This window comes from Streptomyces sp. NPDC006602, assembly GCF_042870385.1.
In the GTDB taxonomy this organism is placed as follows: Bacteria; Actinomycetota; Actinomycetes; order Streptomycetales; family Streptomycetaceae; genus Streptomyces.
This window is the reverse complement of sequence record NZ_JBIAHG010000017.1, coordinates 119,233-136,803: the sequence shown is the minus strand read 5'-3', so window position 1 is coordinate 136,803 and position 17,571 is coordinate 119,233. Positions and strand designations below refer to the sequence as shown.

The following is a 17,571-nucleotide window of genomic DNA, read 5'->3' as shown; positions in this document are numbered from 1 at the left end:
TGACCAGCGAAACGTCAGTGCGGCGCCTGCTCCTCCGCGCCGGCCGGGGCGCGGGCCCCTCGGGCGCCGACTCGGCACGTCAGCCGCCGCGCGCAAGGAGGTCGGCGAGGGGCGGGTCGCAACATTCCCGCCCGCCGCGCGACGCCCTGCATGCTCCCCCAGGGACAGGGCCTAGCGAGGGGTGAGGTCCTCGATCTCCTCCAGTGCCGCGACGAGTTCCGGCGCGACCGCCTTCTGCACCCAGCGGTCCTGGTCCGCGTCGACCGCCCGCGGAATCGTCTCGGCGAGCATGATCAGGTAGAGGTAGGCGCGGTAGAGGGCGAGGCGCAGCCGGGCCGGGGCGTCGAACTCGGCCCGCTCGCCGGCCTCCCGGTAGCCCGCGAGGAACGCCTCGTCCTTCTTGATGTCGCCCAGCAGCGCCAGGGAGACGAGGTCGGCGAGGGGGTCGCCCCAGAACATGCGCTCCCCGTCGATGAGCCCGCCGATGCGGGGCCGCTCCCCCGCCGGGCGGTCCACGAGGATGTTCCCCTCCCACAGGTCGAAGTGGACCAGGCAGGGGGTGGTGACCTCGTCGAGAGCGGGGAGGGCGGCCCGGATGGTCCGCGCCACTTCGTCGGAGGGCCGGGGCAGTCGGGCCCGGTAGCGGCGGGCGTCGTCCAGGACCGCCTCGATCATGGCACCGAAGGCGGTCCGCCAGTCGGGGGCGAGCGGCCCGAGGGCGCCCGACGGATAGCCGAAGCCCGGCCCGGTCACCGTGTGCAGAAGAGCCACCTGGCGACCCAGCTCCATGCGCAGTCCGGCCCGTTCGGACTCAGCCAGGGAGCCGTTCCAGGGTTCGCCGGGGCAGGCCGTCATCAGCAGATGCGGTACGGCGCTGTCGCCGCCGACCGCCACGACGTGCGGCGCCGGAACGCCGGCCTCGGCGGCCGCCCGGTAGAACTCCGCCTCGGAGATCAAAAGTTGGCTCTCGTAGCGCAGGCCCGGCACGGTCGGCGCGGGGGCGACCTTCAGCACGTAACGGCTGCCGTCGGCGAGGAGGAGTTCCTCGACGGTGGTGTAGGTGCCCCCGGTCAGCGGGCGGACGCGGGTGAGGCGGTCCGCGGGCAGGCGCGCCTCTTCCAGGACGCGCCGGGCCCGTTCCCAGGTATGCATCGATTCCCCCACCCGCACCCACCCCTTCCTCCGGTCACCCGCCAGGCACGTCCTCGACCCAACACCCGGCCTTCAGCCGCCCGTTGAGCCACCACTTTATGGTGCCGCCTCGCCGGGGTCCGGCGTTGCTCCCGGTACAGGGCACGGAATTGGACCCCGCCGAAGATCCGGCTCTCCCAGCGCCACCGGTCGCCGCCGGGATGCGCGGTGAGGCCACCGTTGCTGGTTCCCGTGACGAACTGCGAGTGATATGTGCCGTCCCGGGCGAGCGCCCGCAGGACGGTCACCCCGCGCACCGTTCGGTCCGGATGGAAGTTCAGTGTGATACGCAGGTCAAGGGCAGCGGCAGGCCCCTCGGAGCCCGCCGCCACACGCACCAGCGCGGCCCGCGCCCGCGGTGCCCCGACATCCCCGAAATCCACTGGCCTCTCCCCTTCACGCCTGCCTACCCTGGCCGCCAACCTAATACCCCTAGGTTTCAGTGCACGATCACCGGGAGGCTCCCCATGAGATCACTCACCGAGGACGACATCCGCAACTCATTCGTCAACTGCTCGAAGGGCGAGGCCAAACGCCTGGCCGTCCCCCGGGACCTCGACCAACGCCCGTGGGACGACCTGGACTTCCTGGGCTGGCGCGATCCGGGAGCCCCCGATCGCAGCTATCTGGTCACCGAGCGGGAGGGCCGGCCGGTCGGCGTCACCCTGCGCTTCCCGTCGTCCAAGCGCGGCTTCCTGCACCGCAGCATGTGCTCGCTGTGCCTGACCACCCACCCGGGCGGCGGCGTCTCCCTGATGACCGCCCGCAAGGCCGGCCCGGCGGGCCGGGAGGGCAACTCGGTGGGCATCTACATGTGCACCGACCTGGCGTGCTCCCTCTACCTGCGCGGCAAGAAGGCCCTGGAATCCGGGTCACGCTTCGAGGAGAGCCTGACCCTGGAGCAGCAGATCGCGAGGGCGACGGGGAATCTGTCCGCGTTCCTGGACCGGCTGTACGTCTGACCTCGCCGGTCGCTGGTCGCAGTCGTGCCGCCTCCACATCGTGCAGGTGGACGAGGACGTCGCAAGCGCGGGCGAGTGCGATGCCGTACGGGCCGTCCTGGTAGGCCGTGTCGATCCGGCGCGTCGGCCGGGCCCGGCCGAGCCGGCAGGATCAGGAGGGATCCGGTCCGTTGGCCATGTCGTATGCCTCATGGATCGGCCCGGGTGACCGTACGGCACCGCCGCGTACCGGGCGCCGGAGCGGAATGACAGACTACGTTTCCTTGCGGACAGTCGCGGTCCTCAATGAGTACCTTCGGTACATCTGTGGAAAGGGACTGCCCGAGGATGCGAGACGTACGGGAGTGGACGACGTCCCTGGTGCGCTTGGTGAAGCGGCACCGGGACCCCGTCGTCGTACAGGCGCTGCGGTCGTCGGCCGCGGCGACGATCGCGTATGTCATCGCGCTGCGCCTCAGCCCCGAAGCTGCTCCGCTCACCGCACCGCTGACCGCGCTGCTGGTCGTCCAGGTCACCCTCTACTCCACGCTCACCACCGGTATCCGCCGGGTGAACTCGGTGGTGGCGGGGGTCTTCGTCGCCATCGCCTTCAGTCTGCTGGTGGGTCTGACCTGGTGGAGCCTCGGGCTGCTGATCATGGCCGCGCTGGCCGTCGGGCATCTGGTGCGGGTCGACGAGTTCGTGCCCGAGGTGGCGATCAGCGCGATGCTGGTGCTCGGGGTCACGACCGTCGGGGACACCGCCTGGGCGCGGGTGCTGGAGACGCTGATCGGCGCGGTCGTCGGCCTCGGCTGCAATCTGCTGTTCGCCCCTCCGGTGTGGGTGGGCGAGGCCGGGGAGTCGATCGAGGGGCTGGCCCGCCGGGTGCGGCAGTTGATGCTGAGCATGGGCGAGGAAGCGGCGGGCCGGACGCCCGTCGAGCATGCGACGGCCCGGCTGCACGAGGCGCGCCGGCTCGACCACGACATCGTCGAGGTGGACGCGGCCCTCAGGCAGGCCGAGGACAGCCTGCGGCTCAATCCGCGCGTGAAGGAGGGCCTGCTGCACCGCGTGGTGCTGCGCACCGGCCTGGACACGCTGGAGATCTGCACGGTCGTGCTGCGGGTGCTCGCGCGCACCTTCACCGACCTCGCGAAGGAGCGCGACTCCGAGCCCAGTCCACGCTCCTTCGCGGCGGAGACGGGCGCCGCCGTGGAGCGGCTGCTGTCGGAGATCGCGGATGCCGTGGTCAGCTTCTCGGTCCTGGTCACCACCCCGGTGAGCCTGAACGCCGACGCGGCGGAGTCCCGGCTGACCGCCGAGTTGCGCCAGGCCGCGGCCACCCGCGACAAGCTGGCCCAGCTGCTGCTGGAAGAGGTCCAGCGCGACGCCCGCCAGTGGCAACTGCTCGGTGCCGTCCTCACCGAGGTGAACCGGATCCTCGACGAACTCGACACCGAGCACCGCTCGCGCCGCCTCCTGGAGGAACTGGACCGCGTCTCCCGCGAGCAGCGCGAACGCATGCCGCGGCTCACCCGGCTGCGGGAGGGCCTGCGCGTGCCCGAGCAGCTGCGCCGGAACCGTACGGACGCCGAGCGGCGTTCAAGGTGAAGAAGTCACCTTGAGGCGGCGTGCCTCCGGGGCCGGGACGAAGGGGGCGGGTCGATGACCGACACCACCGTGCGGATCGACGGGAACACACTGCGGCTGCCGGGCGGTGCGGCGGTGCGGTTCGTACGCACGCTGCGGCTGCCCGAGACGGGCACGCATCCGCTGCCGCCGGGGCTCGGCGAGTTCCCCGTCCGGCGGGTTTCCGACTACCCGGACACCGTCCCGCAGCAGTGGCGGGCGCGCGGCGGGGTGATGCTGCCGGTGTACCTGCGCGAGGCGATGTGGCTGAGCTTCTCGGGCACGAGGGAGCCGGCCGCGTTGCAGGTCGGGGTGGGCAAGGTGTGCGCGGTCTCGGGCAAGCCGTGGAGCGAGAGGCTCTCCCGTGATCCGCAGAACTACGTAGTGCTGCCGCGTCAGCCGTGGCTGGACGGCATCAACTCCGGGAAGGGCACGGTCCGCCAGTTCGTGGCGGTGCCGCTGGGTCTGGGCGCGACCGTCGAGGGGCAGGTCACGGGCGAGGAGGTCTGGGGCGGCGTACAACTGCAGTCGTTCCCGCTGAAGGACGGGCCGCTGGCCCGGTGGCGGGAGGAGGAGCGGCTCCGGGCGGAGCGGGCCAGGGCGATGCCGACGCCGGGCAAGAGCTATGGGGCGGCGATGCCCGTGTCGGCTCCGGCGGCCCCCGCCGCGGCGCCCGCGGGCCGGCCGCGGGCCGCGGCCGCGATGGGACTGGGTGTGGGCGGTTCGATGCGTCAGGAGGTCTACCGGGACGACCGGTCGCTGACCGACTGGGCCGAGCGGCCCGCGGGGCGGGTGTTCGTGCACCTGGTGACGCCTCCCGAGTGGCGCCGCATCACCGGCGAGGCTCCCCCGCCGTCGCCCGTGGACCGCGCCGCGTACACCCGCGCCGGGCTGCCCTGGTTCGACTACTACGACCAGGACGCCGAGGACCTCGCGGCCACGGACACCCTCCAGGACGTCAAGCCGGTCGGCGACTGGCTCGGGGACGACCACGAGCCCTGGCAGGAGCCCTCGCCGCAGCAGGTGCAGCCGCTGAAGGACGCGCCGGGGAAGCCGGTGCAGGACGGCGACTGGTAGCCGAGGAGCCGACGGGCCGGTTGCGCTCGGCGCAACGGACGATGCCGTCGTTGCACGTGATGGGGGATCCACGCGAAGGTGGCAGTCGCGGCGGGACGAGCGACGACCTGAGGTGTGGACATGGGCAGTGAGGGCTGGAGCAGGCGCCGATTCGTCGGCGCCCTGGCGGGGACGGGTGCCGCGGCCGTACTGCCCGCGTGCGACGACGCGCCGCCGCCGACCGACCCGACGGCAGCCGAGGCGGGCACGAGTGCCCCTGAGGCGAGTACGAGCGCTCCGGGCCGCAGCCACGCGCCCTCCGGCCCCCGTCCGCTCTACGTCGGCACCTACACCTCCGTGGAGGGCGGCGGCACCGGCATCGGTCTCGCCGCCTACGACGCCACGAGCGGCCGCATCACCGGCACCGGAACCCTCACCGGCGTCGCGGACCCGTCGTACCTCGCGGTGCATCCGGACGGGCGCACGCTGTACGCGGTGAACGAGCGGGAGGCGGGTGCCGTGACCGCCGTGCGGCTGTCCGACCGCGAGGTTCTGGGGAGCCGCAGCACCGGAGGGGGAGGCCCCTGTCATCTGTCCGTGCATCCCGGCGGACGCTGGCTGCTCAGCGCCAACTACACGTCGGGCAGTGTGACGGTGCACCCGATCGACGCCTCCGGCGCGCTCGGTGACCGCGCCGATCTGGTCACCCACTCCGCTCCGGCGCCCGGGCCGGGTCAGGAGGGGCCGCACGCCCACCAGTTCGTGACGAGTCCCGACGGCGGCCATGTGCTCGCCGTCGACCTGGGCACGGACACCGTGTACACCTACCGCCTGGACGAGAAGACCGGCCGGCTCGGCGAAGTCGCGCAGGCGCACACCCGGCCGGGTGCCGGGCCGCGACACCTGACCTTCCACCCCGGGGGGCGCTACGCGTATCTGGCCAACGAGGTCGACAACACGGTCGCGGTCTGCGCCTACGATCCGGACGGCGGCCGACTGACCGTCGGTGACGCCCAGTCGACGGGGACCGGCTCGGGCACCAACTACCCGGCGCAGATTCTGGTGACGTCGAACGGCGCGTACGCCTATCTCGCCAACCGGGGCCACAACAGCCTCACGCGTTATGCCGTGGAGGCGGACGGCGCCCGGCTCCGGCTGCTGGACACGGTTGCGGTCTCCGGTGACTTCCCGCGGCAGATCGCCTTCTCGCCGGACGGGACGCTGCTGTTCGCTGCGAACCAGAAGTCCGGCACGGTCAGCGTCTTCCATGTGGACGAGGACAGCGGTGAACTGCGACCGGCGGGCGAGCCGTTCGCGTCACCCGTCGCCGTCTGTGCGCTGCCGCTGTAGGGCCCGGGGGCAGGTGGCGGCACTGGCCTGGGTGAGCAGGACGTGCATGCGCTCGGTGAGCTGGGAGACGTCGTCAGCGGGCCGGTGGAACGCCAGCCGTACGTCGCCGTGGGCCCGGGCGCGCTCGATGCGAAGCGTCAGCCCGTGCCGGTCAACGGCGAGGGGCTGAACGCGGACCGCGCCGTGCAGGCTGTCGGAGTCGACGAGGCGGGTGAGCCGTTCGACCGCGTCGGCGTGGCAGTCGGCGAGGTGGGTGAGCAGCCGGGCCTCGGCCGTGGCCAGCGGGTCGGGTGCGGCGGCGGCGAACTCGTCCAGGTCGACGACCACCGCGCCGGACGCCCGGCGCAGCACCACCCGCGTGGGCCGGAACGCCAGGTGGCCGTCCTCGGGGACGAACCATCCGGCCATCCACAGCCGGGCGCGGATCCGGTTGCGCACGGGGACGGGCGCGACGTCGGCGAACTCCAGGACGGCGGACGGCTCCCCGCGGGGCGCGCAGATCGCGGCCGCGAGCAGGGTGCTGTCCTCGGGCACGTGCAGCAGCACCCGCCCGTCCTCGGCCACGGTGTGCGCGCCGACGAACTCCTCGCGTCCGCCCTCCGCGGTCACCGCGCAGGACCATGCGGCGGCGAGCACCGAACGGGCCCACTCCGCCGTGGAAGGCGCCGCCGTCCAGGTTTGGCTGTCGGCCATCCCAATAACCTCCTAAGGTAAGGCTTGCCTAACCTATCGAAGATCGGAGCCGAAGCCAACCACGGGCGGCCCATGAATGCCCCAGGGATCGGAAGGACCGGACCGCCGGGTCTCAGATGACGCCCAACAGTGCCCGGGCGCACAGATCCCGCACCTGCTCCCGGGAGAGGTCCGAGCCGCGGAGCCACTCCAGACTCACGGCGGTGATGAACCCCAGCCAGCCCCGGACGGCCAGCTGAAGTTCGGGCCGCGACTGCGCGAGCGGACCGAACTCGGGATCGGCCGCCAGGGTCGCGAGGATCTGCCGCTCCTGCGCCGCCAGCGCCCGCCGGTAGACCCTGCGCACGGACTGATCGCCCGAGGCGTCGGCGCGATGGAAGGCGCGGTAGCCGTGCGCATGGGCCCGGACGTACTCGAGATACGCGTCGAGGCCGGCGGCGAGCTGCTCACGCACCGGCACCCCGGGCACGGCCGCCGACATCCGCAGCATGCGCTCGCTCTCGCGCTCCACGACCGCCGCGAAGAAGTCCCGCTTGGTCGGGAAGTAGTGGTAGAGCAGTCCGCGCGAGACACCGGCGATCTCGGCGACCTGCTCGATCCACACCTCGTCGTACGGGCTCTCCGAGAACAGCCGCGCCCCCACCGACAGCAGCTGCTCCCGGCGCTCCTCGGTGCTGAGCCGACGGCGTGCGCGTGCGCCCTGGTTCGCGGCCATGTCCGCACTTTACTTGACGTCGGTTCAACAGCGGGACCAGACTGGAACGCGTTGTTGAACCGACGTACAACAGGTGCAACCTGCCGCTGCATCAAGGGAGATGGGGCCATGGCGGAGACCAGGAACGAGGCCGGGCTGCCCGCCGGATTCCGCGGCGCGGAGCAGGGCTGGCCCGAGCTGCACCGCATCCCGCATCCGCCGCACCGGCTCCCCCTGCTCGGTGACGTGATCGGCGTCGACAGGCGCACCCCGCTCCAGGACACCGTCCGCCACGGCCGCCGACTGGGGCCGATCTTCCGGCGCAAGGCCCTCGGCAGGGAGTTCGTGTTCACGTGGGGTGCCGACCTCGTGGCCGACCTGGCGGACGAGTCGCGGTTCGCCAAGCATGTGGGGCTCGGGGTCGCGAATCTGCGGCCGGTCGCCGGGGACGGGCTGTTCACGGCGTACAACCACGAGCCCAACTGGCAGCTGGCGCACGACGTCCTGGCCCCGGGCTTCAGCCGGGAGGCCATGGAGGGCTACCACGCGATGATGCTGGCGGTGGCCGGGCGGCTCACCGACCACTGGGACCGTGAGCTGGTGGCGGGCCGGGCGGTGGACGTGCCCGGCGACATGACGAAGCTGACCCTGGAGACGATCGCGCGCACCGGCTTCGGCCACGACTTCGGCTCCTTCGAACGGGACCGGCCGCACCCCTTCGTGACGGCGATGATCGGCACGCTCACGTATGCACAGCGGCTGAACACGGTGCCGTTCCCGCTGCTGCTGCGCCGGGCCGCGCGTCGTAACGAGGCCGACATCGTGTACCTCAACCGCACGGTCGACGACCTGGTCCACGCCCGGCGTACGGCGAGCGGGAACGGGGGCGAGGACGGGGGCGGGGATCTGCTGGACCGGATGCTGGAGACGGCCCATCCAAAGACCGGGGAGCGGCTGTCCCCGGAGAACGTCCGGCGCCAGGTCATCACCTTCCTGGTCGCGGGCCACGAGACCACCTCGGGCGCGCTGTCCTTCGCCCTCCACTACCTCGCCCGGCATCCTGACGTCGCCGCCCGCGCCCGCGCCGAGGTCGACCAGGTCTGGGGCGACACGGCACTGCCCGGCTACGACCAGGTGGCGAAACTGCGGTACGTACGGCGGGTGCTGGACGAGACGCTGCGGCTGTGGCCTACGGCGCCCGCCTTCGCACGGGAGGCCCGGCAGGACACGGTGCTGGCGGGAGCGCATCCGATGCGGCGGGGCGCGTGGACGCTGGTGATCACGCCGATGCTGCACCGCGACCGGGCGGTGTGGGGTGCCGACGCCGAGGAATTCGACCCGGACCGTTTCGAGGCGAAAGCCGTACGGTCGCGTCCCCCGCACACCTTCAAGCCGTTCGGGACGGGCGCGCGGGCGTGCATCGGGCGGCAGTTCGCGCTGCACGAGGCCACGCTGGTCCTCGGCCTGCTGCTGCGCCGCTACGAGCTGCGGCCCGACCCGGACTACCGGCTGCGGGTGACCGAGCGGCTCACGCTGATGCCGGAGGGGCTGCGGTTGCACCTGGAGCGGCGGGCGACCGCCACCGCGGACTCGTTTGCCGCGACCGCTGTCGACGCGGCTCCCTCAGAGCCGCGCTGTCCAGTGCGCGGGGCGGGTGACTGACCCCGGCAGCCGGGTGCCCGCGCCACCCCTGGCCGCGTTCAGCTGTGGCTGGGTGAGGAAGAAGGCGTCGGTCAGGTCCGCGTCCGTGAGGTCGGCGTCACGCAGGTCGGCGCCGATCAGGTCCGCGCCGCGCAGGTCGGCACCGGTGAGGTCGGCGGCTATGAGGTAGGCGCCGCGCAGGTCGGCGCCCCTGAGGTCGGCGCCCTTGAGGCGGGCGCCCATCAGGTCCGCGCCACGGCGGTTCTTCTTCTTGCCGCGTATGCCGGCCCGGGCCAGCTCGCTGGTCTTCAGGAGAAGCACGTTGATGTCCTGCCGGTGGGCGCCGACGTCCAACGCGCCGAGTTCCTCGGGAGTTCGACGAGTCAGTGCCTCGGTCCGTTCCAGCGCCCGGCTGAGGTCGGCGTGGATCGGGCGGGCGGCCGGCAGGGTGAGTGCTTCGGTGAGGTACCAGAGCAGTTCATGGAGTTGGCGTACGACGGGAAAGACGTCGACCATGCGCCGGGCTTCGTCGCGCGGGCCCGTGCGCGGGTCCCGGCCGCCGAAGGTGAGCTGCGAGACCTTCTGACCGGCCCCGAAGCAGTCGTAGACCGTGCAGCCGGTGAAACCCTTGGTCCGCAACTCGGCGTGGATGCCGCAGCGGTGGTCGCCTTGAAGGTTCGGGCAGGGCTTTCCGGCTTGCTTGTCGATGGCGAAGTCCGCCGAGGCGGCGAAGGGCAGGGCGACGCAGCACAGGCCGAAGCACCGCTCGCAGTCGCCGCGCAGCCCGGCCGGGTCGGTCGTATGGTCTGCCATGGCCTCCAGTCTACTTTCCCGCAGGTCATGCCCCGGATCCGCGTTCGTCCGGCGTGGAGTGGACGCCTCCGCGGCCGGAAACTCACCGATGCGTCTTCGGCCTTGTGGGGGTCCCCTCATCCAACGGAAAACATCCTCGGCTACCACAGAGATACGAGCCGAACGAGGCAGGAGCCGTACCCGGATCGAGGAGAGAGCCATGTGCAGCCACCAGTCCCCGTGTCCCACCGCCGTCAGCCCGGACCACCACTGTGCCGTGATCGTGTCGGCCCACCCCGAACAGGGCTGGAGCCTGCTGTGCGACGGCACCATCGTCTTCGACGACACCGGTGAACTCCTGCCCGACGGACGGGTCGTGAGCCCGCACCGCACGCCGGGCACGCAGGCCCTCGCGGCCTGACTCAGCCGGTCGCGTCCGGCACTTCGAGGCGGGCGAGGCGTTCGGGGTCGGCCAGGATGTGCATCGCGACGATGCGGCCGTCGGCGACGGTGACGCCCATGACCGAGTGCAGCTGTCCTCCTGGGGCGTTGAGCAGGCCGATTTCGCCGTTGACGAGAGCGAGTCGGGCGAACGGGGCGAACTGCCGGAACATCATGGCCTGTTCGGCCACCGCCTTCGCACCGCGCACCAGCTTCGACGCGGCCGCGCCCGAGACCAGCGCCCCGGAATCGACCCGCAGCACGATGTCGGGGTGAAGGACGGCGACCAGCGCCTCGAAGTCCCCGGCGCGGCTGGCGGCCATGAAGGCGTCGACGACCTGGCGTTGCCTGCCGAGGTCGGGGTCGGCCGAGGGCGTGGCTCCCTGCACGCGGCGCCGGGCCCGGCTGGCCAGTTGGCGGGTGGCGGCCGGACTGCGCTCCAGGATCGACGCGATGTCGTCGAACGGCACCGCGAACATGTCGTGCAGCACGAACGCGAGCCGCTCTGCGGGTTCCAGTGTCTCCAGGACCACCAGGAGGGCGAGACCGACCGAGTCGGCCTGAAGGACCTCCTCTTCCGGGTCGGTCCGTGTCAGGGGCCGGATCACGGGGTCGGGGACGAAGGTGTCGTCGAGGGGATCCTCGCGGCGCACGGTGCGCGAGCGCAGCAGGTCGAGGCAGACTCGGCCGACGACGGTGGTCAGCCAGCCACCCAGGTTGCGGATGTCGCCCGCGTCGGTGCGGCTCAGCTTGAGCCAGGTCTCCTGGACGGCGTCCTCCGCCTCGGCCAGCGAGCCGAGCATCCGGTAGGCCACCGCCCGCAGGTGCCCACGGTGTTCTTCGAAGCGCTCCGCGAGAAGCTCTGTGTCGTTCATGCCGTCCCCCCAAGACGTCCCGGTGCCGTGTGAAGGCGTGAATGATCCAAGCACGACCGCGCGGCGCTGTGAACGTCTCCTCCTCAATACCGCTGCGCCCTCGCCGTCTTCGGCGTGAGCACGGGCTCGGCCGGCTTGCGGCTGACGGCGAGCGGCTGGGCCTTCTCGCCGGGCTCGAGGTTCTCGGCACCGACGTACCGGGTCTCGACGACCTTGCCGGAGCCGTCGAGGAAGTCGACCTGGACGGCGTACGACGCGGTCTTGCCGGTCGTGTTGGTGATGGTGACGACGACGGCGAGCAGCCCGCCGGTCGCGGAGCGCGGTGTGCCGGTCATGGAGACCTCGGACATCGCGTTGCCCTGCCCGTCGACATCCTTGAGCTCGCTCTCGGCGGCCAAGTTGGCACGCTCCGCCTCGGCCGACACCGAGGCCTCGAAGGAGGACGCGGCGGCCGAGGCGGAGGACGCCGCCGCGGAGGCCGCGGCGCGCGCCGACTCCACGGCCGAGGCGGCGTCCGACTTGAGGGCGGTGGGCGGGGTGCCGGAGAAGGAAGCCGTGTCGGGGGCGGTCGGCCGGGCGGTGGACGGCGTACTGGTGTCGTCGCTGTCCGAGCTGCACGACACCAGCGCGAGCCCGGCGGCCACCGTCAGCGCGACGGCGGCCGACCCGGACCGGACGAAGGTGAGCATGGGTTCGGGCATCCGAGCCTCCTGAGCCGTCGAGCCGACGAAACGCACCTTATGCCCGACATTCCAGCCCGGCATGTCGGCCGGCGTGACCTCAGACCTCGTCGCGGGTGAGTGCCAGCAGCCGGTCCAGGACCCGCGGGCCGCCCGCGCGCACGCCGTCGTGTTCGAACTCGTCGGTGACCCAGGTGCGCAGGCCGCGGATGGCCCGGGCCGTCTCCAGGGCGTGGGTCGCGTCGACGTACATGTCGTCGTGGTAGACGGCCGCGGCCACCGGCACCTCGTTCGTGGCAAGGCGGGCGGGGTCGTACAGAGGGGTCCAGTCGGTGCGGGCGGCAAGGAGTTCGGCGGTCTCGCGCAGGGGGCGCAGTGCCGGGTCGCAGTCGAACATCCAGGGGTGCACCGACTCGCCGGTGAACAGCAGCGGTCCCTCGCCGGCGAGGGTCTTGGCCGCGTCGAACCCGGGGAACTCGGCGCGCACGCGTTCGGCCGACCAGGCGGTGGGGCGCCGGTCCTGGCCGTAGATCGCCTCGTGGACAAGGGCGTACAGGGGGTGGCTCGCGTACGACAGGAGGGACTGGGCCTCTTCCTGGAACGCGTCGGACAGGGCCGGGCCCTGCGATGTGCGGACGAAGGCGTGTTCCAGGAGGAAGTGCAGGCGGTGGCTGCCCTCGCTGCCGCCGAGGACGGCCCCGAGGGACTGGAAGGCCTCGGCGGTGAGCTGGTAGCCGCCCGGGAGGACCGGCTCGTGACGCAGTACGTACTCGGCGATCTGCCGGGCGCGGTCGACGTCCTGCGGATAGCGCTCGTAGTGCGCGGTGACCTTGCGCTCGATGCGAGGGTAGGCGGCCCGGTAGACGTCGTCGGCGTGGCCGTGGAGCGAGGGCAGGCCGCCGGTGATGACGGCGGCGCGCAGGCCCTCTGGCGCGGTGGACAGGTAGGTCACCGCGCAGAAGCCGCCGAAGCTCTGGCCGAGGACCGTCCAGGGTGCGCCGCCGGTGACGGCCGGGCGGATCGCCTCGCAGTCCCGGACGATGGAGTCGGCCCGGAAGCGGGTGAGGTAGTCGGCCTGCTCGGCGGGGCCGCCGCGCAGCGGGAGCGTCTGGCGGTTGGCGGGGGTGGAGTGGCCGGTGCCGCGCTGGTCCAGGAGCAGGACGCGGTACTCCTTCAGGGCGCGGCCGAGCCAGGCCTGCTTGCCGACGAAGCGATTCGCCCCGAAGCCGGGGCCGCCCTGCAGGTAGACCAGCCACGGCAGGTCCTGGCCCGCTTTGTCACTCGCGACGACCTCACGGGCGTAGAGCTCGATGCTCTCCCCCGCCGGGTCGTCGTGGTCGAGGGGGACGGTGAAGTGGCGGTCGGTGAGGACGACGCCGGGCTGACGGTAGGTGAGGGACAACAGGGCTCCCGGGACGGACGGATTGCGGACCGCGTCCCAGTTCAGCACAAGTTCCTCCGGCCACCGACCCCCGGGATCATGAAATCGTGCTGGCCCCTGAGTCAGTGGAGAGTCAGCGGGCCGAGAGGCTGGAGCGGCGCACCACCAGTTCCGGCTGGAGCACGACCCTGCGGTGCTCGTGGCCGCGCGGTGAGGTCTCCTCCTCCGTCTCCTCCAGGAGGAGTTCGGCGGCCAGGGCCCCCATGGTGACGGCGGGCTGGCGGACCGAGGTGAGCGGGACGGCCGCGGCGGCGGCGAACTCGATGTCGTCGTAGCCGACGATCGCCAGGTCGTCGGGGACGCCGACACCGGCCGCGTACATCGCCTGCAGGACACCCAGGGCGAGCAGGTCGTTGGCGCAGAACACGGCGGTCGGGCGGTCGCCGAGGCCGAGCAGGCGGGCGCCGGCGTCCCGGCCGGCGGCCACGTCGAGCCGCTCGGTGGGCAGTTCACGCATGGCCTCGGGGCCGAGTCCGGCTTCGGCCAGGGCGTTCAGGGCGCCGGTACGGCGGTCGCGGACCTGGTTGAGGCCGGGCGGGCCGCTGACGTACGCGAGGGAGCGGTGCCCGGCGTCGACGAGGTGGCGCACGGCCAGCGCGCCGCCCGCCACGTCGTCGACGGAGACCGAGCATTCGGTGGTGCCCTCGGCGACCCGGTCGACCAGGACGAAGGGGATGCCGTGGCGCCGGAAGGACTCGATGTTGCGGCCGGTCGCGTCGGCCGGGGTCAGCAGGACTCCCCGCACCCGCTGCTCGGCGAAGAGCGAGAGGTAGTCGGCCTCCTCGCCCGGGTTCTGGGCGCTGTTGCAGACCATCACGCCCAGGCCGGCCTCGCGCGCGGCCCGTTCGGCACCGCGCGCCACGTCGACGAAGAAGGGGTTGCCCATGTCGAGGACGAGCAGGCCCATGATCCGGCTGCGGCCCGCGCGGAGCTGGCGTGCGGACTCGCTGCGGACGTAGCCGAGCCGCTCTATGGCGGACAGCACGCGCGCCCGGGTCTCGGTGGCGACCGTGTCCGGACGGTTGATGACGTTCGAGACGGTGCCGACGGAGACTCCGGCGGCACGGGCGACGTCCTTGATACCCACCGACTGGGCCATGAGGCGGGGACCTCCAGGGGGATGGGGAGCGGCGGGTGCGCGTTCACACTACCTTCGTGGTTCGCACGCACCCGCCACTGCCGCGTCGGTCACGGTCTCCCGGTTCCGAACGGTAGGGATCATCAGGCGGGCAGGCTGAAGTTGAGCGAGCGGAGCGCCGAGGGCGTCGTACCGCTGGACTTCTCCTGGTACATGATCGACAGGAAGTTGTCCTGCCCGATCCGCGTCTCGTCGATCACGACCTCGCCGAAGGCGTTCAGCCCGGCGCCGACGCCGTCGTACAGCACTGTCCAGTCGGTGTACCCGGAGGCCTTGGAGGCTCCGGCGATCCGGCAGAAGGGGAAGATCGCGTACGCGTTGCCGTACTTGTCCAGGATCAGCTTGGTGCGCTGGCTGGAGTTCAGCGGGACCGGGATCTCGGTCTTCTGCCAGGTGCCCGAGGAGTTCTTGCGGACGTGGAAGGCGCGGCCGTTGGTCGTGCGGTCGGTGACGTAGTTCGTGGTGCACTGACCGAAGCGGCCGGGTACGTAGCTGATGATCGCGTGCGGGAGGCCGGCGGAGTCGGTGAACTGGCTCTCCTGGTTCATCAGGGAGTGGTCAGGGTTGAGCGCGTCCACCACCAGACCGGAGTCGGTGACCGAGACCCTGTCGGAGCCGCCCGTGGTGCCGACGACAGTGCCCGCGTTGTTGCGCCAGGTCCGGCCGCGGTCGTCGGAGTAGACGTAGCCGGTGTCGTGGTTGGTGATGCCGCCGCTGTTGCACATCACGGCGCCGTTCTGCTCGCGCCAGGTGAAGAAGGAGTGCAGGCGACCGTTGACGTCGTAGTCGATGCCGTGCAGGTACATGTTGCGGGCCGTGCTGGAGCCGTGCTCGCTGGTGTAGGTGCCGGTCGAGGACGTCCACTCGCCGAGCGCGGTCCAGGACGAACCGTCGTATTCCGCGAGGGCGTTGCGGCCGTTGCCGGAGATCCCGGCACGGTAGCTGAGCTGGAGCTTGCCGTCGGGTGTCGAGATGAACTGCGGGTAGGTGAACTGCGAGGTGAGCGCGAGCCCGTCGAGGGTGGACTGGGGTGCGCCGAAGCGGCTCGTGTCCCAGCTCAGGCCGGCGGGGTTGTCCATCAGCCCGGCGACCGACTTGACGTAGGTGAACCCGTCGCTGTGCGAGTCCATGTTGAGGTGGAGCCGGCCGTCGACCTTGGAGATGCCCATGGAGATGACGTTGTGGGAGTCGTTGGTCTTGAGCGTGTGGCCGACCTTGACGGTGGACCAGGTGTTGGAGCCGAACACGCGGCGGGCGACGACGGCGTTGCGGTCGGCGGTGTACCAGACGGCGTACTGGTAGCCCTTGTATGTCATCAACCCGTTCTTCTGGAACGAGTTGTTGTTGACCAGGCCGTCGTAGGAGACGAAGAAGAGGGCCTGGGAGTCGAGCAGGGTGCTGCCGGTCAGGGTGACCGACGGGCCGGGGTCGGCGGCCCGTGCGGTGCCGGCGGCGAAGGCGGGGCTCACCACGGCGGTGGCGAGGGCGGCGCCCAGCAACGTACGTCTTTTCATCTCGGGGGACTCCATTGTCGGCGAGGTGACAGGGGGTGTCAGGCGAGGTGGAACACTTCGGTGAGCGGCTTCATCGCCTCGTCGGGCCGGGTGCCGTCGAGGGACTCGAAGAAGGGGGCCATCTCTGCCTGCCAGCGGGCGTTGACCTCGGTGGCTGCCATGCCGGCCAGGGCGGCATCGAAGTCCTCGGTCTCCAGGTAACCGACGAGCAGGCCGTCGTCGCGCAGGAAGAGGGAGTAGTTGTGCCAGCCGGTGGCCGAGAGTGCGGCGAGCATCTCCGGCCACACGGCTGCGTGGCGTTCGCGGTACTCGGCGAGCTTGTCCTCACGGACCTTGAGCAGGAAACAGACGCGCTGCATGAAGTACCGCTCCTCCACGGGGAGTCGAGGGGAGTTGGGGCCCCTGACTAGAAGTTGAACTGGTCGATGTTCTTCGCGTCGAACACGGTCGGCTTGCCGAGGCTGATCACGCCGTCCTTGCCGATGGTGTACTCGCCCATGTCGCCGGCCTTGAAGGTCTCGCCCTCCTTACCGGTGATCTGACCGGAGACCAGCGCGACGGCCGTGCGGGCGGCCAGCTCGCCGAGCTTCGACGGGTCCCACAGCTCGAAGCCCTCGACGGTGCCGTTCTTGACGTACTTGCGCATGTCGTTCGGGGTGCCGAGGCCGGTCAGCTTGACCTTGCCCTTGTACTTGGAGCCCGACAGGTACTGCGCGGCGGCCTTGATGCCGACGGTGGTCGGGGAGATGATCCCCTTCAGGTTCGGGTACTGCTGGAGCAGGCCCTGGGTCTGCTGGAAGGACTGCTGGGCGTCGTCGTTGCCGTACGCGGTCTTGACGAGCTTGATGTCCTTGTACTTCGGGTCCTTGAGTTCGTCCTTCATGAACTCGATCCAGGTGTTCTGGTTGGTCGCGGTCTGCGCGGCGGACAGGATCGCGATCTCGCCCTTGTAGCCGATCTGTTCGGCGAGCAGCTGCACCTCGGTGCGGCCGAGGTCCTCGGCGCTGGCCTGCGAGACGAAGGCGTTGCGGCACTCGGGGTTGGTGTCCGAGTCGTAGGTGACGACCTTGATCTTGTTGCTCATGGCCTGCTTGAGCGCGGTGCACAGAGCGCCCGGGTCCTGCGCGGACACGGCCATCGCGTCGACCTGCTGCTGGGTGAGCGTGTTGACGTAGGAGACCTGGCCGGAGGTGTCGGTGGCGCTGGAGGGGCCGACCTCCTTATAGCTGGAGCCGAGCTCCTTGAGGGCCGCCTCGCCGCCCTTGTCGGCGGAGGTGAAGTACGGGTTGTTGACCTGCTTGGGCAGGAAGCCGACGGTGAGGCCCTTCTTGAGGGCGGCGTTCGGGTCGGCCTTGCCCGCGGAGGCGGCGGAGCCGGTGCTCTCGCTCTTCACGTCCTCCTTGGTGGTGCCGCCGCAGGCGGTGGCGGCCAGGGCGAGGGAGGTGACGGCGGCGAAGGCCACACAGGTGCGGCGGAGGGTCGACTTGCGCATGGC

17 protein-coding genes and 1 pseudogene are annotated in these 17,571 nt (G+C 71.3%); 6 read left to right on the top strand and 12 right to left on the bottom strand.

Going from position 1 to position 17,571, the window contains the following annotated elements; all coding sequences use genetic code 11:
- Positions 1 to 171: 171 nt before the first annotated feature.
- A complete protein-coding gene (locus tag ACFYO2_RS32890; protein ID WP_388356242.1) occupies positions 172 to 1,152 on the bottom strand; it encodes a phosphotransferase family protein in 981 nt (326 codons plus the stop codon).
- A 125-nt stretch (positions 1,153 to 1,277) separates the two neighbouring features.
- Positions 1,278 to 1,523, bottom strand: a pseudogene (locus ACFYO2_RS32885) (DUF3626 domain-containing protein); the annotation flags it as partial.
- Positions 1,524 to 1,658: 135 nt separating this feature from the next.
- Here ACFYO2_RS32885 and ACFYO2_RS32880 point away from each other — a divergent pair.
- From ACFYO2_RS32880 to ACFYO2_RS32865, 4 genes are all read left to right on the top strand, one after another.
- Entirely contained in the window at positions 1,659 to 2,153 is a 495-nt protein-coding gene (locus ACFYO2_RS32880) for an FBP domain-containing protein (protein ID WP_388356239.1), read from the top strand.
- A gap of 327 nt (positions 2,154 to 2,480) precedes the next feature.
- Positions 2,481 to 3,743: an aromatic acid exporter family protein gene (locus ACFYO2_RS32875; RefSeq protein WP_388356236.1), complete on the top strand. Its 1,263-nt coding sequence runs from the start codon at positions 2,481 to 2,483 to the stop codon at positions 3,741 to 3,743.
- Between the two features lie 54 nt (positions 3,744 to 3,797).
- Positions 3,798 to 4,838, top strand: a complete 1,041-nt coding sequence (locus tag ACFYO2_RS32870) for a hypothetical protein (protein ID WP_388356233.1) — start codon at positions 3,798 to 3,800, stop codon at positions 4,836 to 4,838.
- Positions 4,839 to 4,958: 120 nt separating this feature from the next.
- Positions 4,959 to 6,167 (top strand): lactonase family protein, encoded by a 1,209-nt coding sequence (locus tag ACFYO2_RS32865; RefSeq protein ID WP_388356230.1) that lies wholly within the window; start codon positions 4,959 to 4,961, stop codon positions 6,165 to 6,167.
- Here ACFYO2_RS32865 and ACFYO2_RS32860 read toward each other — a convergent pair.
- The gene (locus ACFYO2_RS32860; RefSeq protein WP_388356227.1) at positions 6,135 to 6,860 is read right to left on the bottom strand and encodes a DUF2470 domain-containing protein; all 726 of its coding nucleotides are present in this window, start codon (positions 6,858 to 6,860) and stop codon (positions 6,135 to 6,137) included. The genes ACFYO2_RS32865 and ACFYO2_RS32860 overlap by 33 nt on opposite strands.
- Before the next feature lie 112 nt (positions 6,861 to 6,972).
- Complete coding sequence (locus ACFYO2_RS32855; protein WP_388356225.1) at positions 6,973 to 7,575, bottom strand: TetR/AcrR family transcriptional regulator; 603 nt, start codon at positions 7,573 to 7,575, stop codon at positions 6,973 to 6,975.
- 108 nt (positions 7,576 to 7,683) lie between these two features.
- Here ACFYO2_RS32855 and ACFYO2_RS32850 point away from each other — a divergent pair, with 108 nt between their 5' ends.
- The gene (locus ACFYO2_RS32850) at positions 7,684 to 9,216 is read left to right on the top strand and encodes a cytochrome P450 (protein WP_388356222.1); all 1,533 of its coding nucleotides are present in this window, start codon (positions 7,684 to 7,686) and stop codon (positions 9,214 to 9,216) included.
- Here ACFYO2_RS32850 and ACFYO2_RS32845 read toward each other — a convergent pair.
- Positions 9,178 to 10,008: a pentapeptide repeat-containing protein gene (locus tag ACFYO2_RS32845; RefSeq protein WP_388356219.1), complete on the bottom strand. Its 831-nt coding sequence runs from the start codon at positions 10,006 to 10,008 to the stop codon at positions 9,178 to 9,180. The two genes, ACFYO2_RS32850 and ACFYO2_RS32845, sit on opposite strands and share 39 nt — an antisense overlap.
- A gap of 199 nt (positions 10,009 to 10,207) precedes the next feature.
- Here ACFYO2_RS32845 and ACFYO2_RS32840 point away from each other — a divergent pair, with 199 nt between their 5' ends.
- A complete protein-coding gene (locus ACFYO2_RS32840; protein ID WP_388356217.1) occupies positions 10,208 to 10,408 on the top strand; it encodes a DUF5999 family protein in 201 nt (66 codons plus the stop codon).
- A 1-nt stretch (position 10,409) separates the two neighbouring features.
- Here the strand turns inward: ACFYO2_RS32840 and sigJ are convergent, their stop codons facing one another.
- The 7 genes from sigJ to rhaS form a co-directional block, all read right to left on the bottom strand.
- On the bottom strand, positions 10,410 to 11,303 hold the full coding sequence (gene sigJ / locus ACFYO2_RS32835; RefSeq protein WP_388356215.1) for an RNA polymerase sigma factor SigJ: 894 nt from the start codon (positions 11,301 to 11,303) through the stop codon (positions 10,410 to 10,412).
- 83 nt (positions 11,304 to 11,386) lie between these two features.
- Positions 11,387 to 11,992, bottom strand: coding sequence for an FxLYD domain-containing protein (locus ACFYO2_RS32830; RefSeq protein WP_388356354.1), 606 nt, complete (start codon positions 11,990 to 11,992; stop codon positions 11,387 to 11,389).
- Positions 11,993 to 12,083: 91 nt separating this feature from the next.
- Positions 12,084 to 13,385 (bottom strand): alpha/beta fold hydrolase, encoded by a 1,302-nt coding sequence (locus ACFYO2_RS32825; RefSeq protein WP_388356351.1) that lies wholly within the window; start codon positions 13,383 to 13,385, stop codon positions 12,084 to 12,086.
- Positions 13,386 to 13,497: 112 nt separating this feature from the next.
- Positions 13,498 to 14,523, bottom strand: coding sequence for a LacI family DNA-binding transcriptional regulator (locus tag ACFYO2_RS32820; protein ID WP_388356212.1), 1,026 nt, complete (start codon positions 14,521 to 14,523; stop codon positions 13,498 to 13,500).
- A gap of 122 nt (positions 14,524 to 14,645) precedes the next feature.
- Complete coding sequence (locus ACFYO2_RS32815) at positions 14,646 to 16,076, bottom strand: BNR repeat-containing protein (RefSeq protein ID WP_388356209.1); 1,431 nt, start codon at positions 16,074 to 16,076, stop codon at positions 14,646 to 14,648.
- A 38-nt stretch (positions 16,077 to 16,114) separates the two neighbouring features.
- Positions 16,115 to 16,435, bottom strand: a complete 321-nt coding sequence (locus ACFYO2_RS32810) for an L-rhamnose mutarotase (RefSeq protein WP_388356207.1) — start codon at positions 16,433 to 16,435, stop codon at positions 16,115 to 16,117.
- Positions 16,436 to 16,482: 47 nt separating this feature from the next.
- The gene (gene rhaS, locus ACFYO2_RS32805; protein WP_388356204.1) at positions 16,483 to 17,568 is read right to left on the bottom strand and encodes a rhamnose ABC transporter substrate-binding protein; all 1,086 of its coding nucleotides are present in this window, start codon (positions 17,566 to 17,568) and stop codon (positions 16,483 to 16,485) included.
- Positions 17,569 to 17,571: the final 3 nt, after the last annotated feature.

What these genes read in the sequence shown, in the direction of transcription:
- ACFYO2_RS32890 (WP_388356242.1), bottom strand. Translation starts at nt 1,152, where the DNA reads ATGCATACCTGGGAACGGGCCCGGCGCGTCCTGGAAGAGGCGCGCCTG.
- ACFYO2_RS32880 (WP_388356239.1), top strand. Translation starts at nt 1,659, where the DNA reads ATGAGATCACTCACCGAGGACGACATCCGCAACTCATTCGTCAACTGC.
- ACFYO2_RS32875 (WP_388356236.1), top strand. Translation starts at nt 2,481, where the DNA reads ATGCGAGACGTACGGGAGTGGACGACGTCCCTGGTGCGCTTGGTGAAG.
- ACFYO2_RS32870 (WP_388356233.1), top strand. Translation starts at nt 3,798, where the DNA reads ATGACCGACACCACCGTGCGGATCGACGGGAACACACTGCGGCTGCCG.
- ACFYO2_RS32865 (WP_388356230.1), top strand. Translation starts at nt 4,959, where the DNA reads ATGGGCAGTGAGGGCTGGAGCAGGCGCCGATTCGTCGGCGCCCTGGCG.
- ACFYO2_RS32860 (WP_388356227.1), bottom strand. Translation starts at nt 6,860, where the DNA reads ATGGCCGACAGCCAAACCTGGACGGCGGCGCCTTCCACGGCGGAGTGG.
- ACFYO2_RS32855 (WP_388356225.1), bottom strand. Translation starts at nt 7,575, where the DNA reads ATGGCCGCGAACCAGGGCGCACGCGCACGCCGTCGGCTCAGCACCGAG.
- ACFYO2_RS32850 (WP_388356222.1), top strand. Translation starts at nt 7,684, where the DNA reads ATGGCGGAGACCAGGAACGAGGCCGGGCTGCCCGCCGGATTCCGCGGC.
- ACFYO2_RS32845 (WP_388356219.1), bottom strand. Translation starts at nt 10,008, where the DNA reads ATGGCAGACCATACGACCGACCCGGCCGGGCTGCGCGGCGACTGCGAG.
- ACFYO2_RS32840 (WP_388356217.1), top strand. Translation starts at nt 10,208, where the DNA reads ATGTGCAGCCACCAGTCCCCGTGTCCCACCGCCGTCAGCCCGGACCAC.
- sigJ (WP_388356215.1), bottom strand. Translation starts at nt 11,303, where the DNA reads ATGAACGACACAGAGCTTCTCGCGGAGCGCTTCGAAGAACACCGTGGG.
- ACFYO2_RS32830 (WP_388356354.1), bottom strand. Translation starts at nt 11,992, where the DNA reads ATGCTCACCTTCGTCCGGTCCGGGTCGGCCGCCGTCGCGCTGACGGTG.
- ACFYO2_RS32820 (WP_388356212.1), bottom strand. Translation starts at nt 14,523, where the DNA reads ATGGCCCAGTCGGTGGGTATCAAGGACGTCGCCCGTGCCGCCGGAGTC.
- ACFYO2_RS32815 (WP_388356209.1), bottom strand. Translation starts at nt 16,076, where the DNA reads ATGAAAAGACGTACGTTGCTGGGCGCCGCCCTCGCCACCGCCGTGGTG.
- ACFYO2_RS32810 (WP_388356207.1), bottom strand. Translation starts at nt 16,435, where the DNA reads ATGCAGCGCGTCTGTTTCCTGCTCAAGGTCCGTGAGGACAAGCTCGCC.
- rhaS (WP_388356204.1), bottom strand. Translation starts at nt 17,568, where the DNA reads ATGCGCAAGTCGACCCTCCGCCGCACCTGTGTGGCCTTCGCCGCCGTC.